The sequence below is a fragment of the Haloferax sp. Atlit-48N genome (assembly GCF_003383015.2).
GTDB lineage: Archaea > Halobacteriota > Halobacteria > Halobacteriales > Haloferacaceae > Haloferax > Haloferax volcanii.
In genome coordinates, this window is the sequence record NZ_CP137689.1 from 1,900,220 (window position 1) to 1,919,586 (window position 19,367).

19 protein-coding genes are annotated in these 19,367 nt (G+C 68.2%); 9 read left to right on the forward strand and 10 right to left on the reverse strand.

Features of this window, described 5'->3' with window-relative positions:
- Window positions 1–38 precede the first annotated feature (38 nt).
- Together deoC and DEQ67_RS10210 are read left to right on the forward strand one after the other, a co-directional pair.
- Window positions 39–677: a deoxyribose-phosphate aldolase gene (deoC, locus tag DEQ67_RS10205; RefSeq protein WP_115802859.1), complete on the forward strand. Its 639-nt coding sequence runs from the start codon at window positions 39–41 to the stop codon at window positions 675–677.
- Window positions 678–790: 113 nt separating this feature from the next.
- Entirely contained in the window at window positions 791–1,777 is a 987-nt protein-coding gene (locus DEQ67_RS10210) for a calcium/sodium antiporter (RefSeq protein ID WP_115891490.1), read from the forward strand.
- A 50-nt stretch (window positions 1,778–1,827) separates the two neighbouring features.
- Here the strand turns inward: DEQ67_RS10210 and DEQ67_RS10215 are convergent, their stop codons facing one another.
- Together DEQ67_RS10215 and DEQ67_RS10220 are read right to left on the reverse strand one after the other, a co-directional pair.
- Window positions 1,828–3,048 (reverse strand): PQQ-binding-like beta-propeller repeat protein, encoded by a 1,221-nt coding sequence (locus tag DEQ67_RS10215; RefSeq protein ID WP_115802861.1) that lies wholly within the window; start codon window positions 3,046–3,048, stop codon window positions 1,828–1,830.
- Complete coding sequence (locus DEQ67_RS10220) at window positions 3,045–4,247, reverse strand: PQQ-like beta-propeller repeat protein (RefSeq protein ID WP_115861888.1); 1,203 nt, start codon at window positions 4,245–4,247, stop codon at window positions 3,045–3,047. The genes DEQ67_RS10215 and DEQ67_RS10220 overlap by 4 nt, the downstream gene beginning before the upstream one ends.
- A gap of 365 nt (window positions 4,248–4,612) precedes the next feature.
- Here DEQ67_RS10220 and DEQ67_RS10225 point away from each other — a divergent pair, with 365 nt between their 5' ends.
- Window positions 4,613–5,902: a tRNA (N(6)-L-threonylcarbamoyladenosine(37)-C(2))-methylthiotransferase gene (locus tag DEQ67_RS10225; RefSeq protein WP_115861811.1), complete on the forward strand. Its 1,290-nt coding sequence runs from the start codon at window positions 4,613–4,615 to the stop codon at window positions 5,900–5,902.
- Window positions 5,903–5,959: 57 nt separating this feature from the next.
- Here the strand turns inward: DEQ67_RS10225 and DEQ67_RS10230 are convergent, their stop codons facing one another.
- Window positions 5,960–6,409, reverse strand: coding sequence for a GNAT family N-acetyltransferase (locus tag DEQ67_RS10230; RefSeq protein ID WP_115861813.1), 450 nt, complete (start codon window positions 6,407–6,409; stop codon window positions 5,960–5,962).
- A gap of 91 nt (window positions 6,410–6,500) precedes the next feature.
- On the opposite strand from DEQ67_RS10230, the gene DEQ67_RS10235 reads away from it, so the two are divergent.
- Window positions 6,501–7,091: a S26 family signal peptidase gene (locus tag DEQ67_RS10235; protein ID WP_004062378.1), complete on the forward strand. Its 591-nt coding sequence runs from the start codon at window positions 6,501–6,503 to the stop codon at window positions 7,089–7,091.
- 54 nt (window positions 7,092–7,145) lie between these two features.
- Here the strand turns inward: DEQ67_RS10235 and DEQ67_RS10240 are convergent, their stop codons facing one another.
- The 3 genes from DEQ67_RS10240 to map all read right to left on the reverse strand — a co-directional run bounded on the left by DEQ67_RS10240 (window position 7,146) and on the right by map (window position 9,703).
- Window positions 7,146–8,081, reverse strand: a complete 936-nt coding sequence (locus DEQ67_RS10240) for a cation diffusion facilitator family transporter (RefSeq protein WP_004042686.1) — start codon at window positions 8,079–8,081, stop codon at window positions 7,146–7,148.
- 81 nt (window positions 8,082–8,162) lie between these two features.
- The gene (locus DEQ67_RS10245) at window positions 8,163–8,732 is read right to left on the reverse strand and encodes an HIT family protein (RefSeq protein WP_115861815.1); all 570 of its coding nucleotides are present in this window, start codon (window positions 8,730–8,732) and stop codon (window positions 8,163–8,165) included.
- Window positions 8,733–8,812: 80 nt separating this feature from the next.
- On the reverse strand, window positions 8,813–9,703 hold the full coding sequence (map, locus tag DEQ67_RS10250; protein WP_013035297.1) for a type II methionyl aminopeptidase: 891 nt from the start codon (window positions 9,701–9,703) through the stop codon (window positions 8,813–8,815).
- Between the two features lie 183 nt (window positions 9,704–9,886).
- Here map and DEQ67_RS10255 point away from each other — a divergent pair, with 183 nt between their 5' ends.
- Both DEQ67_RS10255 and ppk1 read left to right on the forward strand, forming a co-directional pair.
- Entirely contained in the window at window positions 9,887–10,588 is a 702-nt protein-coding gene (locus DEQ67_RS10255) for a metallophosphoesterase family protein (RefSeq protein ID WP_115861817.1), read from the forward strand.
- A 65-nt stretch (window positions 10,589–10,653) separates the two neighbouring features.
- Window positions 10,654–12,891 carry a polyphosphate kinase 1 gene (ppk1, locus tag DEQ67_RS10260; RefSeq protein ID WP_115861819.1) on the forward strand — a complete coding sequence of 746 codons (2,238 nt, stop codon included), beginning with the start codon at window positions 10,654–10,656 and terminating at the stop codon, window positions 12,889–12,891.
- A gap of 15 nt (window positions 12,892–12,906) precedes the next feature.
- Here the strand turns inward: ppk1 and DEQ67_RS10265 are convergent, their stop codons facing one another.
- Genes DEQ67_RS10265 through DEQ67_RS10275 form a run of 3 tightly spaced genes read right to left on the reverse strand, consistent with a single transcriptional unit; the run spans window position 12,907 to window position 15,273 of the window.
- Window positions 12,907–13,167, reverse strand: coding sequence for a lipoyl domain-containing protein (locus DEQ67_RS10265; RefSeq protein WP_004062383.1), 261 nt, complete (start codon window positions 13,165–13,167; stop codon window positions 12,907–12,909).
- Between the two features lie 31 nt (window positions 13,168–13,198).
- Window positions 13,199–14,239 (reverse strand): alpha-ketoacid dehydrogenase subunit beta, encoded by a 1,041-nt coding sequence (locus DEQ67_RS10270; RefSeq protein WP_004062384.1) that lies wholly within the window; start codon window positions 14,237–14,239, stop codon window positions 13,199–13,201.
- On the reverse strand, window positions 14,239–15,273 hold the full coding sequence (locus DEQ67_RS10275; RefSeq protein WP_004062385.1) for a thiamine pyrophosphate-dependent dehydrogenase E1 component subunit alpha: 1,035 nt from the start codon (window positions 15,271–15,273) through the stop codon (window positions 14,239–14,241). Before DEQ67_RS10275 ends, DEQ67_RS10270 begins: the two co-directional genes overlap by 1 nt.
- A 166-nt stretch (window positions 15,274–15,439) precedes the next feature.
- Here DEQ67_RS10275 and DEQ67_RS10280 point away from each other — a divergent pair, with 166 nt between their 5' ends.
- The 3 genes from DEQ67_RS10280 (at window position 15,440) to DEQ67_RS10290 (ending at window position 18,802) form a co-directional block, all read left to right on the forward strand.
- Window positions 15,440–16,081 carry a dienelactone hydrolase family protein gene (locus tag DEQ67_RS10280; protein ID WP_115861821.1) on the forward strand — a complete coding sequence of 214 codons (642 nt, stop codon included), beginning with the start codon at window positions 15,440–15,442 and terminating at the stop codon, window positions 16,079–16,081.
- 132 nt (window positions 16,082–16,213) lie between these two features.
- On the forward strand, window positions 16,214–18,025 hold the full coding sequence (locus tag DEQ67_RS10285) for a formate/nitrite transporter family protein (protein ID WP_004062387.1): 1,812 nt from the start codon (window positions 16,214–16,216) through the stop codon (window positions 18,023–18,025).
- A gap of 144 nt (window positions 18,026–18,169) precedes the next feature.
- A complete protein-coding gene (locus tag DEQ67_RS10290) occupies window positions 18,170–18,802 on the forward strand; it encodes a DsbA family oxidoreductase (RefSeq protein ID WP_004062388.1) in 633 nt (210 codons plus the stop codon).
- Window positions 18,803–18,869: 67 nt separating this feature from the next.
- On the opposite strand, the gene DEQ67_RS10295 is transcribed toward DEQ67_RS10290, so the two are convergent.
- A complete protein-coding gene (locus tag DEQ67_RS10295) occupies window positions 18,870–19,298 on the reverse strand; it encodes a DUF7522 family protein (RefSeq protein ID WP_115861823.1) in 429 nt (142 codons plus the stop codon).
- Between the last annotated feature and the right edge of the window lie 69 nt (window positions 19,299–19,367).

The window sequence follows — 19,367 nt, forward strand, 5'->3', positions numbered from 1 at the left end:
GCCTTACGTTCTTTAGCCTCGGGTCGCCTCGACAGGGTATGAACCGAGCCGACCTCGCCGCCCGCATCGACCACACGGTCCTCGGACCCGAGACAACGATGGCCGACGTGGAGGCCGTCCTCGACGCCGCCGCCGAGTGGGGGATGAACGCCTGCATCCCGCCGTGCTACGTCGCCGAAGCGAGCGAGTACGCCCCGGACGTGTTGCTGGCGACGGTCGTCGGCTTCCCCCACGGTCAGCACACGACGACGGCCAAGCGCGAGGAGGCCGTCGACGCGTGGCAGGCCGGCGCGGACGAACTGGACATGGTCATCAACGTCGGTCGGCTCAAAGCCGGCGACGACGAACTCGTGACCGAGGACATCTCGGAGGTCGTCGCCGCCGTCCCGGTTCCCGTGAAAGTCATCATCGAGACGGCGCTTCTCACCGAGGCAGAGAAACACCGCGCCTGCGAGGCGGCCGCCGAGGCCGACGCCGCTTTCGTCAAGACCTCCACCGGCTTCGCCGACGGCGGCGCGACCGTCGAGGACGTGGCGCTCATGGCCGAGTACCTGCCCGTCAAGGCCTCCGGCGGCGTCGGCTCCTACGACGAGGCGGTCGCCATGTTCGAAGCCGGCGCGGAGCGCATCGGCGCGTCGTCGGGCGTCGACATCGTCTCCGGCGCGCCCGAGGAGTAGGTCGGCGGTCTCGCGGTCTCGCGGTCTCGCGGTCTCGCGGTCTCGCGGTCGTCGATAGATTGTGAACGCCGCGCGCCCAACATTGATTATCCGACTCCCGGGAACTCAGTACCATGCTCAGAGGCGGACCCGTCGTTCAAATCGGCGTCATTCTCGTGTCAGTGCTCGGGCTCTGGGTCGGCGCGCGGCTGTTGGTCGACGCCGCCGTCCGGGCGGCTCGGCGGTTCGGCCTCTCGGAGCTCACCATCGGGCTGACAATCGTCGCAATCGGGACCTCGACGCCGGAGCTCTCGGTCGCGGTCGACGCCGCGTACAAGGGGTTGGGCGACATCGCGGTCGCCAACGTCCTCGGCTCGAACATCTACAACGTGGCGTTCGTGTTGGGCGTCATCTCGCTGTTCCGGGTGATTCCGGTCGCGGAGTCGCTCGTCTCCCGCGACGGCGTCGCCCTGCTGGCGAGCACGCTCCTCGGCGGACTGGTTCTGTTCGACCTCCGGGTGACGAGGCTCGAAGGCGCGCTCTTAGTCGCGGCGTTCGTCGCCTACACGGCGTACCTGCTCCGTGGCACCCAGACTGAGGCCGATGGAGCAACTGAGCAATCGGCCGACCAGTCGCTCGGAGACGGCGGCGTGACCCGCCCGATAACCGACCGAATCGACTTCCCCGGGCGGGACGCCGTGTTCCTCGCGGGCGGGTTGGCGCTGGTGGTGGTGAGCGGCGACTACATGGTGCTCGCCGCCTCGGAGCTGGCCCGCGGGGCCGGCGTCTCCGAGTGGGTCATCGGCGGCACAATCGTCGCGGCGGGGACGTCGACGCCGGAGTTCGCCGTCTCGCTCGTCGCGCTCCGACGGGGGAGTCTCGGCGTCTCGGTGGGCAACGTCGTCGGGAGCAACATCCTCAACATCACGGGTATCGTCGGCGTCGCGGCGGTCGCTCGCCCGCTCGCGGTGAGCGCCTCGGCGCTCGGGACGTTCGCGTGGCTCGTCGCGGTCACTCTCCTCATAGTCGCCGCGCTCTGGACCGGGAGGGTTCTCTCCCGGGTGGAAGGTGCCTTCTTCGCGACCTCCGAGGTCACGCGGTGGATACTGGGGCTCATCTGAGGGTCGCGGTCTCCCGAGACGACCCTGTCGAGCGCCCCCGAATCGCTCTGTTACCCGGCCCGCAACGCGACGAGTCGCCGTGGTCCGTCGTCGCCGCCGGATTCGACGACGAACAGCGCGTCGCCCGCCGGCGTCGGACCGGTCAAGGCGCGCCCCGCGAGGTCGTAGCGCCAGCGGACGCCCCCGACGCGAATGTCGTCGAGGCCGACGCCGCCCCCCGTGTCGTAGGCGACGACGCCGCCGTCGTCGCTCGTATCCGAGACGAAGACGGTGTCGCCGGCACCCGCCGGCGGGGCGAAGAAATCGTCGCCGGCCGCCCACGAGGGGGAGCCGGAACGTTTGTCGAAGGCGTCGAGGCCGGCCCCGTCGGTCGAAAAGATTCGCCGGGGGCCGACGACGAGCGAGCCGTGGGGCGAGGGGTCTTCTTGGTGCCAGGCCACCGCACCGGCGCGGAGGCCGCCGCTGAGTCGGGCGACGCCCGCGCCGAAGAAGCCCGCGAACACGTCGCCCGACCCGGCGACTGCGAGCGCCTGCACGCCGCCGGGGAGTTTGGTTCGCCACGTTCCGGTCAGGCCGCGCTTGACGCCCTCGTCGCGGAACGTGACCACCTCGCCGCCCTCCGTGCCGGCGACGACGGTGTCGTTCCGGGCCGCGAGGGACCGAACCGGGCCGAACACCTCCTCGCGCCACTCGACGCTCCCGTCGCTGGCGCGGACGCGGTAGAGGTTCCCCGCGGTGTCAGCGGTGTAGAGACAGTCGCGGTCCGGTTCGGGTCGGACGACCGGAGCCCAGACGCTCGACTCGGTCGGCGCGTGCCACGCTTCTTCGCCGTCGTGGGTGTACGCGAGCACGCCGGTTCTGGCCCCGGAATGGCCGACGTAGACGCGCTCCGAACCGACCGTCACAGACGAGCGAAAGACGCTCTGAGTGTCGCTTTCGACCGACCACAGCTCGGTGCCATCGGCGGCCGAAAACGCCCGGAGGCGCTCGCTGGTCGCGAGATACACCGTCTCGTCGAACACGACCGGGCGCGCCAGTTCGAGGCCGTTCACCTCGATGCCCCACGACTCGCTCGGCTTCGACGCCGGGCCGGTCGCACGGGGGTTGTAGCCCGTCCCTTCGGGGGAGAAGTACGGATGTTGCCAGTCGGTCCGCCCGTCGCCCGTGGAGCCCTCATCGCCGCCGACACAGCCCGCGAGACCGACGGCTGCGCCGGTTCCGAGAGTCCCGAGGAACGCCCGTCTCGATAGTCTCGCGTCGGGGTTCGTCACGACTCCGACCCGCCGGCGTCCGCGGTCGTTCCCGCGCTCGACTCGTCGGCGTCGGCGTCGGCGACGACAGTTATGCTCCGCAGGCCGTCGTCGCGGACGAGCGGGCAGAGCACCCGGCGGTCGGTCGCGGCCAGCGAGTGGCCGACGTTACGACCGAGCGAAATCGACCAGCGCTCGCGGTCACCGAACAGGCCACCGTCGCCGGTTCGGTTCAGGGCGACGAGGTCGCCGCGTCCCGTGCCGACGTAGACCGTGTCGCCGACGACGCTCGCGGCGGAGACGGTCTCGTCCGGGTAGTAGCGCCACCGCTCCTCGCCGGTCGCGCTGTCGAGCGCCCGGAGCGACCCGCGAACCGTGTAGAGGCGCTCGCCGTCGAACGCGAGCCGCTCGTGGACGCCGCGGTCGTCCTCCCAGACCACGTCGCCGCTGCGCCGTTCGAGCGCGGCGATGCGGTCCCAACCGGCGAGGTACACCCGCTCGTCGCCGACGACCGGCGCGACGGTTTCGACCGTCTCGGTCGGAGCCTGCCAGCGGGCACGTCCGTCAGTTCCGAGGCAGTAGAGCCGCTGGCCCTCGGTGACCACGAAAATCGAGTGGAGGTTGACCGCGAGGGGTCGCCGGACCGCGCCGAACAGCGACCGCGTCCATTTGACCTCGGCGGCGTCGATATCGACCGCGCAGACGCGCTCGTCGTCGAGGCCGAGAAACAGCGTCTCGCGGTCGTTGGAGAACGCCGGCGGCGTCCGCGGGCGGCCGGGGAGTTCGATAGTTCGGAACAGCCGACCGGTCCGGGCGCGGTAGAGCGCGAGTCGGTTCGGGCCGTGGACCGTCACACCGAGCGAGTAGGCGATTCCGTCGAGGACGACCGGCGCGGTCCACTCCTCGCCCTGTGCGGTCCACAACTCCTCGCCGGCGGCCGGGTCGAGCGCCCGTATCGGGTCGCTGGGCGTGTAAGCCACCCCGTCGGCGGCGACTGGCTCGGTCGAGCCCATCCCGAAGTCGGGTTCGTACTCGATAGTCGGCTCGGAGATGGCCGTTCCGTCGCGGAGGAACGCGGTGTTCGCGTCGTCGTGGGCGTAGGTCCGCCAGCCGTCTTCGAAGCGGACGCCCTCGGGGAAGTCGTCGTCAGTCTGTCCCTCGTCGCCGCCGAGGCATCCGGCGACCCCGGCGACCGCGCCCGCTCCGAGCAGGCGAAGCACGCCGCGGCGGGTGCTGGTGCCGGTGGCGGCCGAAGCCGACTCCCGAGCGCCGGCCGAAGCCGGGTCGTCGGTCCCGGCCGAGTCGCTGGCGGAGGGCGAATCGGGCGGTGTCCTGCGGGAACGCATCGACCGAAACGTCATAGCACAGTGACAAGTACTTTTTCGCCGGGCGCGGTGGCGAGGGTGCGAGTGGGAAGCGGGAGGTGAGAGGCGGAAAAAGCGGAGGGAAGACTGCGGATGCGGCGATGACGCTCAGGGAGCGCGCAGACGACCCCCGAGAGACGCTATCACGGGTCGCGGACGCCGGCAGTCTCGGGGGAGACCGCGGCGTTTTTGCCCGCTGACCCGGTACGTGGGATAACCGAATGGCCCGATACCACATCGAGACATACGGCTGCACCTCGAACCGCGGCGAGAGCCGCGCCATCGAGAGCGCGCTCCGCGACGCCGGCCACTACCGCGTCGACGGGCCCGAGGAGGCCGATGTCGCCATCATGAACACCTGTACGGTCGTGGAGAAGACGGAGCGGAACATGCTCCGTCGGGCCAAAGAGCTGGCGGCGGAGACGGCGGACCTCATCATCACGGGCTGTATGGCGCTCGCGCAGGGCAACGACTTCCGCGAGGAGGGCATCGACGCCCAGATTCTCCACTGGGACGACGTGCCGACCGCCGTCACCAACGGCGAGTGTCCGACCCCCGGCCCCGGCGTCGAACCCGTCTTGGACGGCGTCGTCGGCATCCTGCCCATCGCCCGCGGCTGTATGTCGAACTGCTCGTACTGCATCACGAAGTTCGCCACCGGCCGCGTCGATTCGCCCTCGGTCGACGAGAACGTCGAGAAGGCGCGGGCGCTCGTCCACGCCGGCGCGAAGGAACTCCGCATCACGGGGCAGGACACCGGCGTCTACGGCTGGGACAAGGGCGACCGAAAGCTCCCCGAGCTACTGGACCGCATCTGCACCGAAATCGACGGCGAGTTCCGCGTCCGCGTCGGCATGGCCAACCCCGGCGGCGTCCACGGCATCCGCGAGGAACTCGCCGCGGTGTTCGCCCGCCACGACAAGCTCTACAACTTCATCCACGCGCCGGTGCAGTCGGGCTCCGACGAGGTGCTCGAACACATGCGTCGCCAGCACCGCGTCGACAAGTTCAGAGAAATCGTCGAGACGTTCGACCGCGAACTCGACTACTGGACGCTCTCGACCGACTTCATCGTCGGCTACCCGACCGAGACCGACGCGGACCACGAGCGGTCGATGGAGCTGCTCCGCGAGGTTCGCCCCGAGAAGGTCAACGTCACGCGCTTCTCGAAGCGCCCCGGCACCGACGCCGCGGACCTGAAGGGCCTCGGCGGGACGCTCAAAAAGGAGCGCTCCAAGGAGATGTCCGAGGCGAAGATGGACATCGTCGCCGCCGCGTACGACGAGATGGTCGGCACGGAGCGCGAGGTGCTCGTCGTCGAGGAGGGTACCGGCGACTCCGTGAAATGCCGCGACGAGGCCTACCGCCAGATAATCGTCCAGAACGCCACCGAACACGGCCTCGAACCCGGCGACTTCGCCCGCGTGACGGTGACCGCCCACCAGACCGTCTACGCCTTCGCCGAACCGGTCGAGGCACAGCCCGAACCGCGGGAGCCCACCGCCGCCTGAGCGGGCGGTTGCGCGCCGAAGACGCGTCGCCCCGCCGATTCACACTCCGCTCGGTTCTCAGTTCTCGTCGCGCCCGCGGACGCCGCCCTCGCCCACTCGGAGAAACATCCCTTTCGACGCCGGCGCGGTCGGTTCGAACCCCCAGCGCTCGTAGTAGCCGTCCACGTCGGCGAGGAGATTCACGAACGCCGACGGCGGGGCCTCGTGGTCGAGGTAGTCCACGAGCGCGTCCATCACGCGGGTGCCGAGCCCACGGCCCTGATGGTCGGGGTGGACCGCTACGTCGACGACCTGAAAGACGGTACCGCCGTCGCCGACGAGCCGACCCATACCGACTATCTCGTCGCCGGTCGCCCCCTCGAAGACGACGCGCACGCCGAAAATCGTGTTCGGAACGCCGCGCTCGGCGGCCGCGAGAGACCGGGGAGGCATCCCCGCGGCGTCGCGGAGGGAAACGTACGTCTCGGGGGCGGGAAACTCGGGGACGAGGTGGTAGTCGTCGTTCACGACTCGACCGTCGCGCCACCCGGCCCTAACGGTTTCTCTCACGCCGACGCCGGCAACAAGATTGATAGCGACGCGACGGCTGACAGCACCCGTGTCCGACGACAGTCAATCGGAGGCCCGAGCGTTCGCCAGAGACGCGCTCTCGACGGTCGCGGTCGTCGTCGCGGTCGGCGCGGTGCTGTTCGCGGTGAGCGGCGTGTGGCCCCCGATGGTCGCCGTCGAGAGCGGGAGCATGCAACCGACTCTCGAACGCGGCGACCTCGTCGTCGTGACCGCGGAGGGTCGCTACGGCGGCCCCGCGGCCGACGACTACGGCGTGGTCACGGCCAACGCGAGCGAGGGCTACGGCCGGCTCGGCGGCCCGGGCGATGTCGTCGTCTACGACACGCCGTCGCGCGACGGCTCGCCCATCATCCACCGCGCGGTCTTCTGGGTCGAGGACGGAGAGAACTGGTACGACCGGGCCAACGCGTCTTACGTCGACGACGCGGACTCCTGTGCGGAACTCCTGTACTGCCCCGCGCCGCACGCCGGCTACGTCACCCGCGGCGACGACAACGACTACTACGACCAGGCGCGGGGCATCGCCCCGCCCGTCCGACCCGACTGGGTGCGGGCGAAAGGCCAGTTCCACGTGCCGTATCTCGGGGAGCTACGGCTGGAAGTCCAGAAGCTGCTTTGAACCCCCAGCGGTCGTCAGCGGTCGTCAGCGTCCGTTAGTGGCAGTTAGTGGCCGTCAGCGGTCGTCGCCGCCGTCGGGCGAGAACATGGTGTAGCGCTCGGTCTCGTCGTCTTCCTTCCACTCCCCGAGTTCCTTCGGGTCGATGTGGACGAACACGTCGTCGACCTCGTCGATGTTCCGAATCGCCTGCACGACCCACGTCTCGATGTCGTGAGCCTCGGCAATCGTCATGTCGCCTTCGACCTCGATGTGGAGGCTCACGTCGATTTCGGGGCCGACGTAGTGGGCGACCACGTCGTGTGCGCCGTACACGTCGGGGTGCGACAGGGCGGTCTGGACGATGAGCGCCCGGAGGTACTCCGGCGGGGCGGCCCCGACGAGGTAGTTCACGTTGTCGCGGACGATTTCGTAGCCGGTGTAGACGATGCCGATGGAGACGACCATGGCGGCCAGCGGGTCCAAGATGGGGTAGCCGAACTGCCCGCCGACCACGCCGACGAGCGCCGCGCCGGCGGTGAGGATGTCGTTTCGGTTGTCGACGCCGGCGGCGACGAGCGCCGGCGAGTTCTGCTCGCGGCCGACCGAGTAGCAGTAGCGGTAGAGGACGTACTTGGCCGCCGCCGCGACGACGAGGACGACGACGCCGAGCGTCCCCGCGTCTCCGCCGTAAGTCCCCGCGAGGATGCTGGACGTGCTCTGCCAGAGAATCGCCCCGCCGGCGGCGAAGATGCCGACCGCGACGAAAAGCGAGATGAACGGCTCGATACGCTCGTGGCCGTGGGGGTGTTCCCAGTCCGGCGGCTTCGTCGTCAGATAGAGGCCGCCGAGGATGATGGTGCTGTAAACCGCGTCCGCGAGGCTGTTGACTGCCTCGGACCCGAGGGCCAGGCTCCCGGTCGTCCACCACACGCCGGCCTTCCCGGCGACGAGAAGCACGTTCGCCGCGAGGACGACGAATCCGACCCGACGGATGGCCCGTTTCCGCTCCATTACCGTGGCTTTCGGGAGAGGGGTTCAAATGCGCTTCGGGCCGGAGCGGGCTATTAGATGCACTCGACGTGAGTTTTAGAGTCAGTCTAATTCGAAGCGAACCGCGTCGTCGTCGCCGTCGACGAGTGCCCCGTCGAGGCCGGCGAATGCTTCGTGAAGCTGGTCGTAGGAGTCGTCGAGGGCCTGCACGAGCACTTTCGTGTCGGAGATGACCGGCATGAAGTTGGTGTCGCCGTTCCACCGCGGGACGACGTGGGTGTGGAGGTGGTCGTCGATGGAGCCGCCGGCGGCCGAGCCGCCGAGGTTCTCGCCCGCGTTACAGCCGTCGGGGTCGAAGGCGGCGTCCAACGCGGCGAGCGTCTTCGATTTGAGCCGGGCGTGGTCGAGGAGTTCCGCGTCCGAGAGGGCGGCGAACTCGCCGGTGTGGCGGTGCGGGATGACCATGACGTGCCCCGGCGCGTAGGGGTAGTTGTTCAGGAGGACGAACGAGTGCGGCGAGCGGGCGACGATTTTGCTCTCTCTGTCGTCGTCGCGCTCGGGGAGCGCACAGAAGGGACAGCGGTCGTCGTCGTCCGGGTCGTCGGCGTCGGCGTCTTGGTCGTCGTCGCGGGCGACCCAGTCGATGCGCCACGGGGCGAACAGTTGGTCCATGGCGGCTCAATGGACCCGGACGGGCAAGCCGTTTCGGTCTCGGGGCGGTCGGTGCTGGCTCCGACCCCGGTTCCGTCCGACTATCGCGTGAGGTTCTCGTAGCCGTCTTCGGTGACGATGATGGTGTCTTCGGCCTGCCCGACCATCGCGCCGTCTTCCTCTTTCAGCACGGGGTAGCCGCGGAGGATACCCTGCTGTTCGAGCCGGCGAATCGCCATCTCTGAGCGACCGCCCTCGAACCAGCGGGCCGCGAAGGGGAGCAGTTTGTACTCCTCGCGCACCTCGTCGAGCAGTTTGCGCGACATGCGGTCGCGGACCGAGCGGTCGTTGACGAGGCTGTAAATCTCGTTTTTCGACCCCTCGGTGACCTTGCCCGTGCCGTCGGTGGCGAACGGTTCGATGGCGACCACGTCACCGACTTCGAGTTCGACGCCGCGCTCTGCGCCGCGGTTCGGGATGGTCGGGTCGGTGTGGGCGTCCCACTGCTCGACGCCGTGGCCCGAGAGGTTGAGGACGGGCGTGTAGCCGTAGCCGCGAATCACGTCCTCGATTTCCGCGCCGATTTTCCCGGTGTGCGCGCCCGCTTCGACCATGTCGAGGGCGGCGTCGAGCGCCTCCTCGGCGGACTCGACGAGTTCGTCGTTGCCCGAGAGGTCGACTGTCACCGCGGAGTCTGCGATGTAGCCGTCGACGTGGACGCCGACGTCCAGACAGACCATGTCCTCGCCGAACACGGTGTCGTCGTCGCGGCCGGGGCTGGCGTGCGACGCCTCCTCGTTGATACTGATGTTGACCGGGAACGCACAGCCGTCTGCGAGTTCGCGGATGCGCGCTTCGGCGTGTTCGGCGACTTCGAGGTGGGTGACGCCGGGTTCGACCATCTCGGCCGACTCGTCCAACACCGTGCGGAGGACCTCCCCTGCCTCTCGATACTTCTCGACCGTCTCGTCGTCGAGGGGTCCGATGCTCATGGCCGCGACTTCGCGGCCGCGCCGGAAAGCGATTGCGGGATGGCCGGCGACAGAGGGCGGGTCGTCGCCGGCGGCTCGCGCGGCGTGCGTGAGACTCGCAGCCATGTCTATATAGCACAACAGTCCGAAACTAGCAACCCTTTCTTAGGTAGCCGTCTTCAGGCAGAGGAGAGAACGTTTCCAATGAGTGTTCCGTCCTTCCACCCCGACGTCGCCGAGCACCACCTTCGAGTCGACATCGACGACTGGGACGACGTGTACGTCGTCGGCGACGTACACGGCTGTCTGCCGGCGCTCGAACGCCTCGTCGACCGGCTCGACCCCTCCGAGGACGACCTCGTCGTCTTCGTCGGCGACCTCGTGCGGAAGGGCCCCGACAGCAAGGGCGTCGTGGACTACGTCCGCGAGCGCGACAACTTCCTGACCGTCCGCGGCAACAACGAAGAAAAGCTCATCCGCGGCACGAAGGAGCTAGACGCGCTGACCGACGACGACCTCGAATGGATTTCGAACCTCCCGGTCGCCATCACGTGGGAAGACGCCATCGTCGTCCACGGCGGCGTCCACCCCGAAAAGCCGCTTTCCGAACACAGCGTCGACGAACTCGAAAACACCCGGGCGATGAACCCCGGCGACAGCTACGACGGCCCGTTCTGGTTCGAGTACTACGAGGGTCCCGAGCGCGTCTTCTTCGGGCACACCGTGATGGCCCACCCCGCCGTCTTCGAGCACGCGATGGGCCTCGACACGGGCGCGGTCTACGGCGGCGCGCTGACGGCGTACGACCTCCACGCCGACGAACTCGTCGCCGTCGACTCCGAGGTCACCCACGAGTCCCGCAAGGACTCGAAGATTCTCGAACCCCGCCAGCCCGCGCTGGTCTGAGCCCCCGAGGCGACGACGGAGGCGGCGAACTAAAGGCCGCCGCCGAACCATCTCCTCTCAAGCACATGTCCGACGACGAGGTTCGCGGCGGCGACTCGCAGGGCCGACACGCCGGTCAGTCGACCGCGCCAGTCCGCGCCCGCGAGCGCGACGGAGACGCGCCGGAGCCGGCCGACGCCGACCTCGCAGACCCCGCGCTGTATCTCAACCGCGAACTCAGCGAACTCGCCTTCCACGAGCGCGTCCTTCACGAGGCGAGAGACGACCGCAACCCGCTTTTCGAGCGCGTCAAGTTCCTCTCGATTCTCACCTCGAACCTCGACGAGTTCTTCATGAAGCGCGTCGGCGGGCTGAAACAGCAGATGGCCGCCGGCGTGAGCGAACTCTCGCCCGACGGCCGGACGCCGAGCCAGCAGTGGTCGCTCGTCCTCGACCGCGCCCGCGACCTGCTCGACCGACAGTCCGACTGCTTCCACGACCTCGTCCGCCCCGCGCTCACCGACGCCGGCATCGACATCGTCGGCTACGACGACCTCGCGCCCGACGAGCGGGCGGCCCTCCGCGACTACTTCGAGGCGTCGGTCCTGCCGACGCTGACGCCCCTGACGTTCGAGCCGGCCCATCCGTTCCCGTTCATCTCGAACCTCTCGCTGTCGCTCGCGGTCCGCACGACCGAGGGCCCGGAGGAGCCGACGAAGTTCTCGCGGGTCAAAGTCCCCGGCAACCGCCCGCGACTCGTCAACGTGGACGAGCGCGTCGGCGACGCGGGAGGGAGGGCGGACGACGACGGCCCCGCGGGACCCGTCAGGTTCGTCCCGCTCGTGGCCGTCATCGAGCGCAACATCGACCTGCTGTTCCCGAACGTCGAGGTCGTCGACACCTCCGCGTTCAGGGTGACGCGGAACGCCGAGGTCCGCCGCAACGAGGAGGTCGCAGAGGGGCTCATCGCCACGATAGAGGACGTGCTCCGCCAGCGCCGATTCGCCACGGTGGTCCGCTTGGAGGTCCAGTCGGGCGCGCCCGAGGCCGTCCGCGACCTGCTCGCAGAACAGCTCGGCGTGGACGACCGCGAGGTGTTCGAGCGCGACCTGCCGCTGGACTACGGCGCGCTCGCGTCGCTTTTCGACCTCGACCGGCCGGAACTCGAAGTCGCGCCGTGGACGCCCCAGCCCCACCCGCGGTTCGCCGGGCGCTCGGCCGACGACCCCGACTCGGTGTTCACCGAAATCGCCCGGAAGGACGTGCTCGTCCACCACCCGTACCACTCGTTTACGGGCACGGTGGGGACGTTCCTCGCGGCGGCCGCGGCCGACCCCGACGTGCTGGCCATCAAAGCCACCATCTACCGGACCGCGCCGGACTCCGAGGTCATCGAGACGCTCATCGAGGCCGCCAAGAACGGCAAGCAGGTCGCGGTGATGGTCGAACTCAAAGCGCGGTTCGACGAGGAGAACAACCTCCGGTGGGTCCGCCGGCTCGAAGAGGAAGGCATCCACGTCGCTTACGGCACTATCGGGCTGAAGACGCACACGAAGACCGCGCTCGTCGTCCGCGAGGAGGGCGACGAGGTGCGGCTGTACTCCCACGTCGCCACCGGCAACTACCACTCCCAGACCGCGAAGCTCTACACCGACCTCGGGCTGTTCACCGCCGACCCCGACATCGGCCACGACCTCGTTCGCCTGTTCAACTTCTTCACCGGCCACTCGCGGCAGGAGACGTACCGGAAACTGCTGGTCGCGCCGACGAACCTCCGCGAGGAGATGACCCGGCTCGTCCGCCGGGAGGCCGACCACGCCCGCGCCGGCCGCGACGCCCGCATCGTCGCCAAGATGAACGCGCTCGAAGACCCCGCGATGGTCCGCGAACTGTACGAGGCGTCGATGGCCGGCGTCGACATCGACCTCGTGGTCCGCGGTATCTGTCGGCTCAGACCCGGCATCGAGGGGCTCTCGGAGCACGTCTCGGTGTCGAGCGTCGTCGGCCGGTTCCTCGAACACTCGCGTATCTTCTACTTCGAGAACGGGGGCGAGCCGGACTACTACGTCGGCTCCGCCGACTGGATGACCCGCAACCTCGACCGCCGGGTCGAGGCCGTCGCGCCCGTCGAAGACCCCGAGCACCGCGCCGAACTCGACGCCGTCCTCGACGCGCTCCTGTCGGACAACCGCCGGCGCTGGGTGATGGACAGCGACGGCCGGTACGAACAGCGCCGACCCGGTGACGGCGAACCGGTCCGCGAGGCCCACCGAGAGCTGATGGACCGGGCGCTCGGCGCGGCGTACCGCGCCGGCGACGACTGAAGAAAAAAGCCCGATTCAGGCGCTCGGTTGCACCCGCGCGAGCACGTCGCCGCGGTCGAAGTCGTCGCCTTCTGCCACGACTATCTCCGTGACCGTCCCCGTCGTCGGCGCGGCCACGTCGATGCTCACCTTCTCGACCTGTATCTCGCAGAGCGTCTCGCCCGCGTCGACCGCCGAGCCCTCGCGGACGAACCAGTTGGCGAGGTAGCCCTCGGCCACGTCGTCGGCGTCGTCGGGCCAGACAGACGCCGAATCGACGTCGACGGCGTCCGTCATGCGCGACCCCCGTTCGGTTCCGACTCGCCCGTCATTCGTGGAGTTCGCGGACGGCCGCCGCGATGTCGTCGGTGCCGGGGTTGACCTCGTCTTCCAGCGGGCGGGCGTAGGGAATCGGCACGTCGGGGATGGCCAGCCGCTTGACCGCCGAGAGGTCGTCCAGCGCGCCCTCGGCGGCCCGCGCGATTATCTCGCCCGTCACGCCGAACGACCGGTAGTCCTCGTCGACGACGAGGAGCTTCCCGGTCTTGCGGACCGAGTCGAGCACCGTGTCGGTGTCGAGGGGGACGAGCGTCCGGAGGTCGATGACCTCGGCGTCGATGCCGTCGTCGTCGAGCTGTTCCGCGGCCTCCATCGCCCGGTGGACGTGCAGGCCGAGGGTGACGACGGTCACGTCGTCGCCGGGGCGCTTCACGTCGGCCTCGCCGAACGGAATCGCGTAGTCCTCCTCGGGGACGCCGGTCTTCGGCCCCGAGGGCGACGGCATCCAGCCGAGACCCATGAGACGCTTGTGGAACATGTAGACGACCGGGTCGTCGTCGCGGATGGCGGTGTGCATCAACCCCTTGGCGTCGTAGGCCGTCGAGGGGACGACGACTTTCATCCCCGGCAGGTGGGCGAAGGTCCCGTAGAGCGTCTGGGAGTGCTGGCCGGCGTCGTTGTAGGTGCCGCCGACGGCCGTGGTAAGCACCATCGGGACAGAGATGGAGCCGCCGCTCATGTAGGTGTTCTTCGCCATGTTGTTGTAGATCTGGTCCATGGCGACGCCGAAGAAGTCGACGAACATCAGTTCGGCAATCGGGCGCATCCCGGCCTGTGCGGCCCCGACGGCCGCGCCGAGGTAGGCCGTCTCGCTGATGGGCACGTCCATCACGCGGTCGCGGCCGAACTCGTCCAACAGGCCGGTCGTACTGGAGAAGATGCCGCCGTAGTCGGCCACGTCCTCGCCCATGTAGAACACGTCGTCGTTCTCGCGCATCTCCCACGCGATGGCCTCGACCATCGCCCGGCTCATGGTCAGTTCGCGGTCCGTCTCGGTCGCCTCCGTGTAGTCTCGTGATTCGGTCGCCATCAGTTGTCACCTCCCGTCTCGCCGGCGTCGCCCGGCGCGTCTGCCGCGGCCCCGCCGTCTGTCGCCGCCTGCGCCGGCGGGTTCGTGAACACGTTCTCGTACGCCTCCGCCGGCTCGGGTTCGGGCTGTTCTTTCGCCCACGAAATCGCCGCCTCGACCCGCTCGTGGGCGCGCTCCCGCATCTCGTCGATGTCGTCGTCGGTCACGCCGTGCGAGCGGAGGTCCGCGGCGAGTCGCTCGATGGAGTCGCGCTGTTTCGCGCGGTCGATGTCGGCCTCGGGGCGATAGCCCTCCGCGTCGCCCATGAAGTGGCCCATCCGGCGGTGGACCTGTACCTCGATGAGCGTCGGCCCGTTGCCGTCGCGGGCGCGCATCACGGCCTCGCCCGCGGCCTCGTACACCGCCATCGCGTCGTCGGAGTCGACGCGGACGCCCGGCAGGTCGAAGCCGTCGGCGCGCTGTGCGCCGTTCTGTACGTCGGTCACGCGGTCTTTCGGCATGCTGATGGCCCAGTCGTTGTCCTCGACGACGAAGACGACCGGGAGGTCGTGGACCGCCGCGAGGTTCAGCGATTCGAGGAAGCCGCCCTGATCGATAGCGCCCTCGCCGAGGAAGGCGACGGCCACGGCGTCCGTGTTCCGCTTTTTTGCGGCCATCGCCGCGCCGACCGCCGGCGGACAGCCCTGCGCGATGATGCCCGAACACGCGAAGTTCACGTCGGGGTCGAACAGGTGCATGTGGCCGCCCTTCCCGCGGCACAGCCCCGTTTTCCGGCCGAAAATCTCGGCCGTCATGCGCTCGAGGTCGACGCCCTTCGCGATGGCGATGTGGTGCGGTCGGTGCGGCGCGGTCACCGTGTCGTCGTCGCGGAGGTGGATACACACGCCCGCCCCGGACGCCTCGTGGCCGGCCGCGAGATGCAGTTCGCCGGGTATCGGCCCCGCCGAGATGTCGAACGCCGGCTGTTTCCCGACGAGGTACTCGTCCACCAGTCGCTCCTCGTAGTGCCGAGCGGTCACCATCTGCTCGTACATCGTCCGTAGGTCGGTAACACTCACCATGGTTGGCGTTCGGGTGTACTCCCGTAGAACTATTAACATTAATTGTGTAAGTCATGACCATCAGAACGAGCGGACTGCGAATTCACGCGAATCGACGGGTCGAGACAGGCCTAAGCCGCAGTCCGTCGTATCGTCTCGTATGAGCGACACGACGCCGAATCTCGTCTCGATAGCCGTCGGCGACGCGGTGCTGGAGGGCGACCTTCGGATTCCGGACGGCGCGTCGGGGCTCGTGGTGTTCGCCCACGGGAGCGGCAGCAGTCGGCACAGCCCGCGGAACAACTTCGTCGCGGAGGTCATCCGCGACCGCGGGGTCGGGACGCTGCTGTTCGACCTGCTCACGGAGGCGGAAGACGAGCAGTACGAGACGCGGTTCGACATCCCGCTTCTGACCGGCCGACTGCTCGGCGCGACCGAGTGGCTCCGCGGCCGCGACGACACCGCCGACCTCGACTGCGGCTACTTCGGGTCGAGCACCGGCGCGGCGGCGGCGCTTCTCGCGGCGGCCGACCTCGGCGACGAGGCGGGGGCGGTCGTCTCTCGCGGCGGGCGCGTCGACCTCGCGGAGTCGCGGCTCGGTGACGTGACCGCCCCGACGCTGTTCGTCGTCGGCGGTGCCGACGAGCCGGTGTTGAGGCTGAACCGCGACGCGTTCGCGGAACTCGACTGCGAGAAGTCGCTGGAAGTCGTCGCCGGCGCGGGCCATCTGTTCGAGGGACCGGGCGAACTGGACGCGGTGGCCGACCTCGCCGCCGACTGGTTCGAGACGCACCTCGGGTGAGCGCGGCGACGAACCGGTGTCGAAACCGCGGCCGCAGAGCATAGATGACTACCCACCTCCGACGCGGCCGAACTGTTGCAGACAGCCTGAACCGGTACGTTTAGAACGGTTTGTTCGAAAACCACCGCACCAATGACAGACCCCGAGTCGACGGAGCTCGACGAATCCGTTCGCGAGGCCGTCGAACGGTCACGAAGCGGTGCGCCGGCGGTCGGTTCGGTGGTTCGCGACCGATTTTCGTCCGACGAGGTGTTCCAGCGCATCGTCGCGGCCGCGGACGAGGAGATAACCTCCGGCGCGCGGGAGCTGTTCTTTAGCGCCCTCGCCGCGGGGTTCGCGATTACGATTACGTTCCTCCTCTACGTCTCGATGAAAGCGTCCACCGGCGGCGACCCGGTGTTAAGCGCGATGCTCTACCCGCTCGGGTTCATCTACATCATCATCGGGGGCTATCAGCTCTACACCGAGAACACGCTCCCGCCGGTCGCGCTGACGCTGGAGCGGTTGGCCAGTATTCCCGCGCTCTTGCGTAACTGGGTCGTCGTCCTCGCGGGGAACCTCTTCGGCGGGACGCTCGGTGCGGCCGCCCTCGCCTTCGGCGGCGTTCTCTCGCCGGAGGCCGCGAACGCGGCGCTCGAACTCGCTCAGAAAGGCGTCGAGACGCCATGGTGGAGTCTCTTCTTCAAGGCCGCGTTCGCCGGCCTCATCGTCGCCGGCGTCGTCTGGGTCACTTTCGCCGCCCGCGACACTATCTCTCGTCTCGCCGTCGTCTACCTCGCGTTCCTCGCGGTTCCGCTGGGTGGGCTCTTCCACGTCGTCGTCTCCTACACCGAGATGGTCTACCTCGTGATGAACGGCCAGCTGGCGTTCTCCGTCGGCCTGACCGAGTTCGTCGTCCCCGTGCTCTTGGGCAACACCTTCGGCGGCGTCGTCCTCGTCACCGTCGTCAACTACTTCCAGACGACGGAAAACCGGTTAGAATCCGCACGTTTCGAGGGTGCGAAACGCCAGCTTTCGATTCGTGAGTGGGCGCTGGGCGGACTCGCCGGTCGGTCGTACGTCCCGCTCATCGAGACCGAAGAGGGAACGGACGACCACACGGACTCCTACCGGGTCGTCGTCCCCATCGCGAACCCGCGGACCGAGTCGCACGTCGTCGAACTCGCCTGTGCGCTCGCGAAGTCGAAAGAAGACGCCATCGTCGATATCGTCCACGTGGTGCAAGTTCCCTCGCGCGTCTCGCAACGCTACGGTGCCGCACAGAACCAACGGATTATCGCACACTCCAACGAACAGCTCGAAGACGCCCGCGAACGCGTCGCCGGCTACGACATCGAAGCCCGGACGTCAACGGTCGTCTCACACCGCTCGTTCGAGGAGATATTCACCGTCGCCAGCCGCAAAGACGCCGACCTCGTCGTCATGGGTTGGAGCAACGACCGAATCTGGTCGGGAGGGCGTGCAGAACGGACGATGAGCGAGTTGACGAGTCGCCTGCCCTGTGATTTCCTCGTCCTCAACGACCGGAACTACGACACCAGTCGACTCCTCTTGCCGACGGTCGATAGCCCCCACTCGGCGCTCAGCGCCGAGGTCGCGAAATCCCTCCGCTCGGTCGTCGGGTCGGAGGTGACGCTCCTCCACGTCGTCGACGGTCCGGACGAGCGCGAACGGGGCGAGGCGTTCCTCTCCGACTGGGCGACCGAACACGACCTTCAGGACGCGACGCGAATCGTCGACGACACCGGCGACATCGAACGAGCCATCGCGGACCGGGCCGACAGCCACTCGATGGTGTTGATGGGCGCGACCGAACGGGGGCTCCTCACTCGACTCCTGACCGACTCGTTGCACCTCGACGTGGTCAACGACACCGACCACTCGGTTCTCTTGGTGGAGCGCGCCACCGAACGAAGCCTCAGACAGCGTCTGTTCGGACGCTGAGTCGGTCGGATTCCCTCCTCGCGGGCGCTTCCGCCCTGCTCTCAGTCGCGACGATATCAGTCGCGACGATATCAGTCGCGACGGTATCCGAACGTGTCGCCAGCGACCGCGTCGTTTTTGTAACCGTAGAAAAGACAAATACGCATGAGTTCAGATGCCGACCAGACGATAACGGTCTACTCGGACTACGTGTGTCCCTTCTGTTATCTCGGAAGACAGTCCCTGTCGCAGTATCAGGAGACGAGAGACGAGGAGCTCGACATCGACTGGCACCCGTTCGACCTGCGGAGTCAGAAGCGTCGCCCCGATGGAAGCATCGACTTCTCGGTCGACGACGGCAAAGACGAAGACTACTACGAGCAAGCGAAGCAGGGAGTCCGTCGGTTACAAGAACGGTACGACGTCGAGATGACGCTTGACCTCGGGACCGACGTTGACTCGCTGCCGGCGCAAATCGTCTCGTACTACCTGAAGGGACACGCCGACTACGAGACGTGGCTCGCGTTCGACGAGTCGGTCTTCGAGGCGCTCTGGCAGGACGGCAAAGACATCGGCGACGAGGCGGTGCTCGTCGAACTCGCCGAATCGGTGGGCATCGACGGCGAGGAAGTCGCGTCCGCGCTCGACGACGAAACGCTTCGGGCCGAAGTGCGCGAACGATTCAGTGAGGCCCAGCAGCACGGCGTCACCGGTGTCCCAACCTTCGCGTACGAGGGCTACGCCGCGCGAGGAGCGGTGCCGCCGGAGCAGCTAGAGCGACTCGTCGAGGGAGTGTAGACACCGAACGCGCGACGAACGGGACCGACAGCGCTCGACGAGTCGTCACGCCCGCCGGCGAGTCGATTCACCCGCCGGTGGTCGTTTCGAGCATCCGGCGGAGCGCGACTTCCATCTCCTCGAACTCCGAGAGTTCGAGTTCGTCGGTGGTGACGATGACGCCGCGGTCGCCGCCCACGACGCGGCCGACGAAGCCGTCCGAGAAGACGCGCAGGGTGAACTCGTACTCGCCGAAGTCGGAGGTCGCGCCGGTCGCGCCGGCGTTGTAGGTCTCTCGCGGGCCGAATCCGGTTCGCTCGCTCTCGACGAGTCCGGCGCTCGCTGCGCGCGCCGCGGCCTCGTCGCCGTCGTGGAGGTCCCGTCGGACGTACAGCACGTCGAAGTCGTCGCGGGTGAAGTGGACGACGCTCCGCAGGGAGTCCCCGAGGGTCGTTCGGCAGGTGGAGACGAGAGCGTCGGCGACGCTCCGGGTGATTGTCGGCGTTGATTCGGTCACGGGAGTAGATAGCACGCCGCAGTATTTGGCCGTCTCGCCTCCCGGCGCTCGTCCGAGACAGGTGGTGAA